9 protein-coding genes are annotated in these 9,978 nt (G+C 71.2%); 5 read left to right on the forward strand and 4 right to left on the reverse strand.

Going from position 1 to position 9,978, the window contains the following annotated elements; genetic code table 11:
• Both sepH and serC read right to left on the reverse strand, forming a co-directional pair.
• Window positions 1–330: septation protein SepH (gene sepH, locus G6024_RS02395; protein WP_159147856.1), on the reverse strand; the 330-nt coding region annotated here is incomplete at its 3' end.
• A 179-nt stretch (window positions 331–509) separates the two neighbouring features.
• Window positions 510–1,634, reverse strand: a complete 1,125-nt coding sequence (gene serC / locus G6024_RS02400) for a phosphoserine transaminase (RefSeq protein ID WP_069389707.1) — start codon at window positions 1,632–1,634, stop codon at window positions 510–512.
• 84 nt (window positions 1,635–1,718) lie between these two features.
• Between serC and pdxH the strand changes: the two genes are divergently transcribed.
• From pdxH to G6024_RS02415, 3 genes are all read left to right on the forward strand, one after another.
• Window positions 1,719–2,384, forward strand: a complete 666-nt coding sequence (gene pdxH / locus G6024_RS02405; RefSeq protein WP_159147859.1) for a pyridoxamine 5'-phosphate oxidase — start codon at window positions 1,719–1,721, stop codon at window positions 2,382–2,384.
• A gap of 148 nt (window positions 2,385–2,532) precedes the next feature.
• Window positions 2,533–3,822 carry a citrate synthase gene (locus G6024_RS02410; protein WP_159147867.1) on the forward strand — a complete coding sequence of 430 codons (1,290 nt, stop codon included), beginning with the start codon at window positions 2,533–2,535 and terminating at the stop codon, window positions 3,820–3,822.
• 31 nt (window positions 3,823–3,853) lie between these two features.
• Window positions 3,854–4,210 carry an FKBP-type peptidyl-prolyl cis-trans isomerase gene (locus tag G6024_RS02415; RefSeq protein ID WP_067712656.1) on the forward strand — a complete coding sequence of 119 codons (357 nt, stop codon included), beginning with the start codon at window positions 3,854–3,856 and terminating at the stop codon, window positions 4,208–4,210.
• A gap of 256 nt (window positions 4,211–4,466) precedes the next feature.
• On the opposite strand, the gene G6024_RS02420 is transcribed toward G6024_RS02415, so the two are convergent.
• Complete coding sequence (locus tag G6024_RS02420; RefSeq protein WP_067712651.1) at window positions 4,467–6,383, reverse strand: propionyl-CoA synthetase; 1,917 nt, start codon at window positions 6,381–6,383, stop codon at window positions 4,467–4,469.
• Window positions 6,384–6,445: 62 nt separating this feature from the next.
• Complete coding sequence (locus tag G6024_RS02425) at window positions 6,446–7,972, reverse strand: carboxyl transferase domain-containing protein (protein ID WP_067712648.1); 1,527 nt, start codon at window positions 7,970–7,972, stop codon at window positions 6,446–6,448.
• 95 nt (window positions 7,973–8,067) lie between these two features.
• Here G6024_RS02425 and G6024_RS02430 point away from each other — a divergent pair, with 95 nt between their 5' ends.
• On the forward strand, window positions 8,068–8,814 hold the full coding sequence (locus tag G6024_RS02430; protein ID WP_159147869.1) for an enoyl-CoA hydratase: 747 nt from the start codon (window positions 8,068–8,070) through the stop codon (window positions 8,812–8,814).
• 217 nt (window positions 8,815–9,031) lie between these two features.
• The coding region (locus G6024_RS02435; RefSeq protein ID WP_235027731.1) for a substrate-binding domain-containing protein at window positions 9,032–9,978 on the forward strand (947 nt) is incomplete at its 3' end.

Consider the following 9,978-nt stretch of genomic DNA (forward strand, 5'->3'; position numbering starts at 1 on the left):
CGGATGGGCGCCCTTGGCCATGTCGGCGGCGTTGGCGCGTTCCAACAACACCGGCACGGCGAACCCCTGGATCCGCGACAGTGACACGCCGGCGTCGGCGGCGACCTCCTCCGGGGAGGCGCCGTGCCGGATGCGGTCCTGGATCTCGCGGGGGCGCAGCGTACCGGTCACGGGAGCCCGACCGGACCCACCACCGGGCACGAACTCACCACGGGCGGCCGCCCGCAGACGATCATCGAGTGGGAGGGAGAGCTTCTCGCCGGAGTCCGGGACCTCGCATTCGACGACCGACGACTCGGTGTCCACACCGACGATCCTCAGCTTCCGCATGCCGCCTCCTCGACTCCTCGCGGTCCCGTGGGCGGCTCGAGGGGTCGAGTGGCGCGCACCCGGGTCCTGGGCGTTGATCCACATGGTAGGTCAGCACAGCCCACCCGGCGCGCGGACGGGCCGGGTGGGCTGCGGAAAACTGCAGACGATGCTGCGCGGGTGGCCCCGGAGGACGCCGATCAGGCGAGCTGGCCGACCACGTGGTCGATGCAGCGGGTCAGCTGCGTGACGTCCTCCGGCTCGATCGCCGGGAACATGCCGATGCGCAACTGGTTGCGGCCCAGCTTGCGGTACGGCTCGGTGTCGAGGATGCCGTTGGCGCGCAGCGCCTTGGCGACCTTCGCGGCGTCGATCTTCTCGTCGAGGTCGATGGTGCCCACGACCTGCGAGCGGTGGGCCGCCTCGGTGACGAACGGGGTGGCGTAGTCGCTGGCCTCGGCCCAGTCGTAGAGGCGCGAGGACGAGTCCTTGGTGCGCGCGACGCACCAGTCCAGACCGCCCTGCGAGTTCATCCACTCGATCTGCTCGGCGAACATGATCAGCGTGGCCACGGCCGGGGTGTTGTACGTCTGGTTCTTGCGCGAGTTGTCCACCGCGGTCGGCAGGGACAGGAAGTCCGGGCACCAGCGGTCGGTGGCGGCGATCTCGTCGACCCGCGCGAGCGCGGCCGGGCTCATGATCGACACCCACAGGCCACCGTCCGAGGCGAACGACTTCTGCGGGGCGAAGTAGTAGACGTCGGTGTCGGCGATGTCGACGGGCAGCCCGCCGGCGCCGGAGGTGGCGTCGATCGCCACCAGCGCGTTGTCCGAGCCGGCCGGACGGCTCACGGGGAGCATGACGCCGGTCGAGGTCTCGTTGTGGGCCCAGCCGATGAGGTCGACCGACGGGTCCGAGGTCGGCTCGGGGGCCGAACCGGGCTCGGCGGAGATGACGATCGGGTCGGCCAGGAACGGCGCACCGCCGGTGACCTTGGCGAACTTGGAGGAGAACTCACCGTAGGTCAGGTGCAGCGACTTCTCGCGGACCAGTCCGAAGGCGGCGGCGTCCCAGAACGCGGTGGTGCCGCCGTTGCCCAGCACGACCTCGTAGCCGTCGGGCAGGGAGAACAACGAGGACAGGCCGTCGCGCACGCGGCCCACGACATCCTTGACCGGGGCCTGCCGGTGACTGGTGCCCATCACGGTGGTGGCGGCGTCGGACACGGCCGCGATCTGCTCGGGACGGACCTTGGACGGGCCGCAGCCGAAGCGGCCGTCGGCGGGCTTGAGGTCGGCGGGGATGGTGGGCAGCTGATCGCTCATGCTCTTGGGGTGCCGTTCGGTCGGGGTGTGGGACGTGGTCCATCGTAGTCCGGCCCGTCCGTGGCCCGGAGTACCGTCTGGGTCATGGAGGAACCCGCCCTGGAACCGGCCGATTTCGACGTGATGCGGGTCGGGTACGGCCTGCATCCGCGCTTGGACGTCGCCGACCTGGACGACGGGTGGCTGCCGCTGTTCACCGCGTGGTTGGAGGAGGCGGGGCGCCGAGGTGTCCGTGAGCCCAACGCGATGGTGCTCGGCACCGTCGGTGCCGACGGCCGGCCCTCGACCAGGACGGTGCTGTGCAAGGGCGTCGACGAGCGGGGGGTGACGTTCTTCACGACGACGACGTCCCGCAAGGGCACGCAGTTGGCGGAGACCGGGTACGCGTCGGTGACCTTCCCGTGGTTGGTCGCCGAGCGTCAGGTCCACATCGAGGGTCCGTGCCATCCGGTTGACCGGGCGGACAGCCTCGACTACTGGCGCACGCGGCCCCGGGGGTCGCAGGTCTCGGCGTGGGCTTCGGAGCAGTCCCGACCGGCCGAATCCGTCAAGGAGCTGGAGTCGCTGTACGCGACCGCGGAGCGGCGACTGGCGGGCGTCGACGAGATCCCCATGCCGGACAGATGGGGCGGGTTCCGGCTGGTGCCCGAACGGGTCGAGTTCTGGCAGGGCGGTCCGGACCGCTTCCACGACCGCGTCGAGTGCCTCCTGGCGGGGGAGACGTGGACGGCCCGCAGGCTCCAGCCCTGACCACCCGCGTCCAGACAGGCTGTGGGGCCGTGGGGGGAGCGTCTGAGAACTCCCTTCGAACCGTGGTCCGCCCTCACGGTAGGGTGTGGCACAGCACATTCGTGGCGGGATTCAGGCCGCCGGGACCAGTCGTCGGAGAGGGAATCGCGTGACCGCAGGCTCGAACGGTTCGGACCGCAATGCAACACTGTCCTACCCCGGCGGTGAGCTCGAACTCGATGTGGTGGAAGCGACCTGCGGAAGCGACGCGGTGCAGCTGGGTTCCCTGCTGGCGAAGACGGGGATGACGACCCTGGACGTCGGGTTCGTCAACACCTCCGCCTGCACCTCCTCGATCACCTACATCGACGGCAACGAGGGCATCCTCCGTCACCGCGGGTACCCGATCGACCAGCTCGCCGACAACGCGTCCTTCCTGGAGGTCTCGTACCTGCTCATCTACGGTGAGGACCCCACGGAGGCCCAGCTCGCCGAGTTCACCGAGAAGGTGCTCGCCGAGACGACGCTGCCCGGCCAGATGATGCCGCTGCTGCAGGCCTTCCCCCGGGACACCCACCCGATGCCCGTCCTGTCGGCCGGCGTGAGCCTCTTCGGGACCCACGGTGACGACCTGGACATCGACGACCCCAAGGCCGTCGACCTGGCCACCGCCCGACTCCTCGGACGCGGCCCGACCCTGGCCGCCGCGATCGAGCGCATCCGGGGCGGCAAGAACGCCATCGACCCGGACCCGTCGCTCGGGTACGTCCGCAACTTCCTGCGGATGACGTTCGGCCCGGACTACGAGGTCACCGACGAGGTCGCCGACGCCCTCGACATGCTCCTCGTGCTGCACGCCGATCACGAGCAGAACTGCTCCACCTCCACCGTCCGCATGGTCGGTTCCTCCGAGGCCCCGCTCTACGCCTCGATCACCGGGGGCATCAACGCGCTGTACGGTCCGCTGCACGGTGGCGCCAACCAGGCCGTGCTGGAGATGCTCGAGCGGATCGACTCGGAGGGCGGCGACGCCACCGACTACATGGACCGGGTCAAGAACAAGGTCGACGGCGTCAAGCTGATGGGCTTCGGACACCGCGTCTACAAGAGCTACGATCCGCGCGCGCAGATCGCCAAAAAGCACGCGCACGCGCTGCTGTCGCAGAGCAACGACCCGCTGCTCGAGATCGCGCTCAAGCTCGAGGAGACGGCGCTCGCCGACGACTACTTCGTCGAGCGCAAGCTCTACCCGAACGTGGACTTCTACACCGGCCTGATCTACCGCGCGATGGGCTTCCCGACGGAGATGTTCACCGTGCTGTTCGCGCTCGGCCGTATGCCCGGGTGGATCGCGCACTGGCGCGAGATGCGCGAGGATCCGTCCACCAAGATCAACCGCCCGCGTCAGGTCTATACCGGCCCGGCCGAGCGGAGTTTCACCCCGATCAGCCAGCGCTGAACCCGGGAACCTGACTCCAGGAGGAGACACCATGGACAAGCCCGAGATCGACATGCCGACGGGCCCCGCGCCCACCGACCTCGTCGCCGAGGACATCACGGTGGGGGACGGTGCCGAGGCGGTCGCCGGCGGCAACGTCACCGTCCACTACGTGGGGGTCGACTACGAGACCGGTGAGCAGTTCGACTCCTCCTGGGACCGCGGCGAGTCCATCACCTTCCCGCTCAACGGCCTGATCCAGGGTTGGCAGGAGGGGATCCCGGGGATGAAGGTCGGCGGTCGCCGCCAGCTGGTGATCCCGCCGGACAAGGCCTACGGCACCTCCGCGGCGCTGCACCCGCTCGGCGGCAAGACCCTGGTGTTCGTCATCGACCTGCTCAACGCCTGAGCCCTCCTCCCGTAGCCGGGAGACCCGATCGCCCCGTCCTCCCCACGGAGGGCGGGGCGATCGGCGTCGGTAGGGGGGCCGGCAGGGCGGAGATGGCGGGGCGGACGTCGCACGCCTCGCCCGGGCTGACGCGCACCGTGGGGAGCCCGGGGTGTGTGCCCGTTCTGCCCGCATAGACGGGGGCTACGCGCTCGGACTGGTCCCAGGCGGACGCGCACCCCCGCGCAGCCGTGCAGAACCGGCGCGTAGGTCCGGGTTACTTCCTCGGTCGCAGGAAAGGCGCCAGCGCGTCCAACACGGCCGGGTCCTCGATCGTCGAGGGCACCACCACGTCCTGCTGGCCGTCGGCGATCTGCCGCATGGTCTTGCGCAGGATCTTGCCCGACCGGGTCTTGGGCAGCCCCTGGACCACCGTGCAGTCCCGGAACGTGGCCACCGCCCCGATCTCGTCACGCACCATCGCCACCAGCTCGGCCCGCAGCTCCTCGGGGTCCCGGACCTGGCCGGACTTGAGGACCACGTACCCGACGGGCCGCTGGCCCTTCAGCTCGTCCCTGACCCCGATCACGGCGGCCTCCGCCACGGCGGGGTGGGTCGCGATGACGGCCTCCATCGACCCGGTCGACAGGCGGTGGCCGGCCACGTTGATCACGTCGTCGGTCCGGCCCATCACGTAGACGTAGCCGTCGGAGTCGATGTACCCGCCGTCCCCGGTCGAGTAGTACCCGTCGAAGACCGACATGTACGAGGAGACGAACCGTTCGTCGTCCTCCCACAGCCCCGCCAGCGTCCCCGGTGCCATGGGCAGCTTGATCGCGAGATTGCCTTCCTCGCCCGCGGGCAGCGGGTTGCCCTCGCCGTCGAGAACGTGCAGGTCGTACCCGGGCACGGCGACGGTGGGCGAGCCCGCCTTGATCGGCATCGGCTCCAGACCGCGCAGGTTGGACGCGATCGGCCACCCTGTCTCGGTCTGCCACCAGTTGTCCACCACCGGCGTGCCGAGCTTGTCGGTGGCCCACTGGTAGGTGTCGGGGTCCAGGCGCTCACCCGCGCAGAACAGCGTGCGCAGGGAGGACAGGTCGTACTTGTCGACCTCGGCGCCCTCCGGATCCTCCCTGCGCACCGCGCGGACGGCGGTCGGGGCGGTGAAGAGCGCGGTGGCACGGTGCTCGGAGATGACCCGCCAGAAGGCACCGGCATCCGGCGTGCCGACCGGCTTGCCCTCGTAGATGATGGACGTCGCACCGATCAACAGCGGTGCGTAGACGATGTACGAGTGGCCGACCACCCAGCCCACGTCCGAGGCGGTCCACCACACCTCACCCGGCCGGACCCCGTAGACGTTCCACATCGACCACGCGAGCGCGACCGCATGGCCACCGTTGTCCCGCACGACGCCCTTGGGCAGGCCCGTGGTACCGGAGGTGTAGAGGATGTACAGGGGGTCGGTGGCCTTGACGGGCACCGGGGCCGCCCGCTCGGACGCGGCGACGGCGTCATCCCAGTAGCTCCAGGTGGTGCCCGGCGTCTCCGGGAAGGCCTCGTCGGGGAACTGCTCGTGACGCGGGGCCACGATCACGGCGCCGGGGGTGTGCCGGGTGAGTTCGAGAGCCTTGGTCACCATGGGGAAGTACGGCACCTTGCGGGTCGGCTCGATCCCGCCGTGGGAGGTGACGATGACCTTCGGGCGCGCGTCGTCGATACGAATCGCCAACTCCGGGGCGGCGAAGCCCCCGAAGACGACGGAGTGCACCGCACCGAGCCGGGCACACGCGAGCATCGCGACGGCCGCGCGGGGAACCATGGGCATGTAGATGACGACCCTGTCGCCCCGCCCGACGCCCTCGGCGGCCAGCGCTCCGGCGAACTCCTCGACCCGGTCCAGCAGCTGGGCGTAGGTGATGGTCTCCTTCACCCCGGTCACGGCGGAGTCGTAGATGAACGCGGCCTGGTCCCCCCGGCCCGCCTCGACGTGGCGGTCCACGCAGTTGTAGGAGGTGTTCAGCTCCCCGTCCGGGAACCAGCGGTAGAACGGCGGGCGAGAGCGGTCGACCGCCGTGGTCGGAGGCGTGGTCCAGTCGATATCCGCCGCGACGTCGAGCCAGAACGCGTCGGGATCGCTGATCGAGAGCCGGTGGGCGGCGGCATAGGACGAGGCGGTGGAGTCCGACATCGGGAGTTCCCCTCACAGGTGGCAGCGTGCCCGCCGGCCGGGCCGACGGGCTGTGACAGGACTCACTCTAGTGGCAGGCCGAGCTCCCGATACCTCATCATCCGCTCGGCATACCTCCGCTCAGGGGGGCGCCTGCGGACCTCGAGGAGGGCCGCGGCGACGGCATCGGCCATCCGGTCGCAGAAGGAATCCGGTTCGTCGGCGGCGTCGGGCCTCTCCGGGACCACCACGTCCACGATCCCGGCTCCCAGCAGGTCGGCGGAGGTGATCCCCTGCGATCGGGCGACCTCCGGCGCCCGGGAGGTCTCGTGGTGGAGGATGGCGCTGGCGCCCTCGGGCGGGAGCGGTGCGAGCCACCCGTGCCGTGCACACAGGACCCGGTCGGCCGGGAGCAGCGCGAGGGCGGCCCCGCCGGTGCCCTGGCCGAGTATCACCGAGACGGTCGGGCTGGACAGCGTGACCAGGTCCGCGAGGCTCCGGGCGATCTCGCCCGCGAGGCCGCCCTCTTCCGCCTCCCGGGACAGCGCGGCCCCCCGGGTATCGATGAGCAACACCAGCGGAACGCCCATCTCCGCCGCGATCCGCATCCCACGGCGGGCCGACCGCAACGCGGACGGACCGAGCGGGCTCGTCTCGTTCTCCGCATCGCGGTCCTGGGCCAGGACGACCGCGGACTGGCCCCGGAAGCGCGCCAGGGAGAGCAGGAGGGACCCACTGTCCTCTCCCTGCCCCGTCCCCGACAGCGGGACGCGGGTGGGTGCGACCCGGTCGAGGAAGGCGCGGGCGCCCGGGCGGTCGTGCCGGCGGGACCGGGTGATGGCGTCCCAGGCGTCGGGTGGGGTGCCGTCGTCGGGCTCCGGCTCGGGTACGGGGCCGGGCGGTGGGGCCGGCTCGTCGTGGGAGGGCGGGTCCTGGCACAGCACCCGCAACGCCCGCGCGGTGAGGTCCCGCAGGCCCTCGGGAGGGAGGACACCGTCGATCATCCCGCGGCGTGCGAGGTTCTCCGAGACCTGGACGCCGTCGGGGAAGGGGGCGTCGTAGAGGGCCTCGTACACGCGGGGTCCGAGGAACCCGATGAGTGCTCCGGGTTCCGCGACGGACACGTGCCCCAGTGAGCCCCAGGACGCGAACACGCCGCCGGTGGTGGGGTGCCGCAGATAGACGAGGTAGGGCAGGCCAGCGGTCTTGTGTCCCGCCACCGCGGCCGAGATCTTGACCATCTGCAGGAATGCGATCGTGCCCTCCTGCATCCGGGTACCACCGGAGGTGGGGGAGGCGAGGATGGGCAGGCCCTCGGCGGTCGCCCGTTCGATCGCCGAGACGATCCTCTCGGCGGCGGCGATCCCGATGGAGCCGGCGAGGAAATCGAACTCGCATGCGATGAGCACCACGCGTCGACCCAGCAGGGTTCCTTCGCCGGTGATGACGGACTCGTCCACTCCCGATTTCTCCGCCGCCCGCCGCAGGGAGTCCTCGTACCCGGGCACCGAGTCCACGTGGGGCGGGCGTACCGGAGCGCCGTCCCACGGTCGGAACGAACCGTCATCGAGGACCAGGTCGAGGATCTGCAGTGCTCCCGTTCGCGCCATGACCGCATCGTACGGTGGGGGCGACTACCAGCCGGTATCCTCGGCGCAGGGGTGCGCCGCCGCACCCCCCGTCCCGCAGAGGAGGCCCCGTCGCCATGATCGTCACCCGCAGGGACGGCGCAGTCGTCGTCGTCACCATCGACCGTCACGAGACCCGCAACGCCCTGGACGCCGAGGTGTGTACCGCGCTGCGGGAGGCCGTCGAGGCCGCCGGGGTTGAGGCCGAGTCCGAGGATCCGGTCCGGGCGATCGTCATCACGGGCGCGGGAACCGCGTTCTGCGCCGGGGCCGACCTGTCCGGCGGGGTGTACAACTCGAACTTCTACGACTGCCACGCCGGGATGCTCCGGGCCGTCGAATCGGCTCCCGTGCCGGTCATCGCAGCCGTCAACGGACCGGCCGTGGGCGCCGGTGTGCAGCTCGCGCTGGCCGCGGATCTCCGGGTGGTGGCACCGGGCGCGGTCTTCGCCGTCCCGGTCGTCAAGGTGGGGCTGGCGCTCGACAACTGGACGATCAAGCGGCTCGCCAACGTCGTCGGCGGCGGGCACGCCCGCTCGGTCCTCATGACCGCGCGCCCCGTCGGCGCGGAGGAGGCGGCCCGGATCGGCCTGGCGAACGAGATCGGTGACATGGATTCGGCGATGGAGCTCGCGGCGGAGCTCGCCCGCTCGGCGCCGCTGAGCCTGCGGCACATCAAGACCGTCATCAACGACGACGACGCCCGGCTGCTCCCGCGGGACGAGCACACCGAGCTCCAGCTCCGGGCCTGGGGCAGTGAGGACATGGCCGAGGCCCGGGCCGCGCGCGCCGAGAAGAGGTCCCCCGTCTTCCGCGGACGCTGACGCGCCACACCAGCGGTGGGGCGCGCCGCGGCGGCTCCCACGTGTCGGCCCCACGTGGACCCCGGCCCGGGTACGATTCCAGCGCCCGACCCGGATCCGCCTGACGTGGGCGTCTGGCACGGCCCCGGGTAAATGACATCCAGGGGGAACGCCAGCGATGGCCAGGCACAGTGCGTCGCCGCAGAGTGGGAATCCGACGGCCCGCAGGGTCGTCCTCGTGGGAGCCGCGCTCCTCGCGGTCGTGCTCGTCGCGGTACTGGTGCTCGCCGGGCTCTCCCGGGCCGGTGTCGGTGGATTCTGTGGAGACGACCTCCGGATCAGTGTCGCCGCCGAGCCCGAGATCGCCGACCACGTGGATGCCCTGGCCGAGGATGCCGACGGGTGCTATTCCTTCGAGGTCGCCCCTGTCTCGTCGGCTGACCTCGCCGGGCGTGTCGCCTCCCGTGAGGCGCTCCCCGACATCTGGGTCCCGGACTCGGCGGTGCGGCTCGCGCAACTGTCGCGGGACGTGCAGATCCCCTTCGACACGGTGGTGAACTCGCTCGCGTCCACCCCGGTGGTCATCGCGTCCCGCGACACCCCGGTCGACATGTCGACGTGGACCTCCGCCCTGGCGACCCCGGGACTGATGATGGGCGATCCCGTCCGGTCCGGGATCGCGGACGCGCCGATCCTCGCCGCCGCGTCCGAGGTGGAGATCATGCGGTCGACCGCGGACGCACTGGGCGCGTCCATGGCGATCCTGGCGCAGGGGCAGATGAGCCGCATGGAGGCTCCCCCGACATCGCGCGAGATGCTGGACAGGGTGGTCTCCGGGGGCGGCGCGACGATCGTGACGGAGCGTGAGGCGGTGCTCGCCCGGCGTGAGGCCCCGCACGCGGGACTCCAGATCGCCGCTCCCGCCACCGGGGCGGTGTTCCTCGGGTACCCGCTGGCGGTGACCACCCAGGACCCGACCCGGCGAGCCGAGGTCGCCGGTGCCGCCGAAGCACTCCGCGACGCCACGGCCTCGCCCGCCCACCGCGACGGCCTCTCGGCGGACGGTTTCCGGAAAGCGGACCGCGCGCCCCTCGCGGACGGGTCAGGGGTGGGCGAGATCGAGATGCTCGTCGTCCGCGACCCCGACCGCCTCCACGGCGTCCTCCGACGGTGGCGGGTGTTGGC

Source organism: Dietzia maris (genome assembly GCF_014144855.1).
GTDB lineage: Bacteria > Actinomycetota > Actinomycetes > Mycobacteriales > Mycobacteriaceae > Dietzia > Dietzia kunjamensis.

Excerpts from the sequence above, each read along its gene's own strand:
- serC (WP_069389707.1), bottom strand. The coding sequence starts at position 1,634 with ATGAGCGATCAGCTGCCCACCATCCCCGCCGACCTCAAGCCCGCCGAC.
- pdxH (WP_159147859.1), top strand. The coding sequence starts at position 1,719 with ATGGAGGAACCCGCCCTGGAACCGGCCGATTTCGACGTGATGCGGGTC.
- G6024_RS02415 (WP_067712656.1), top strand. The coding sequence starts at position 3,854 with ATGGACAAGCCCGAGATCGACATGCCGACGGGCCCCGCGCCCACCGAC.
- G6024_RS02420 (WP_067712651.1), bottom strand. The coding sequence starts at position 6,383 with ATGTCGGACTCCACCGCCTCGTCCTATGCCGCCGCCCACCGGCTCTCG.
- G6024_RS02425 (WP_067712648.1), bottom strand. The coding sequence starts at position 7,972 with ATGGCGCGAACGGGAGCACTGCAGATCCTCGACCTGGTCCTCGATGAC.
- G6024_RS02430 (WP_159147869.1), top strand. The coding sequence starts at position 8,068 with ATGATCGTCACCCGCAGGGACGGCGCAGTCGTCGTCGTCACCATCGAC.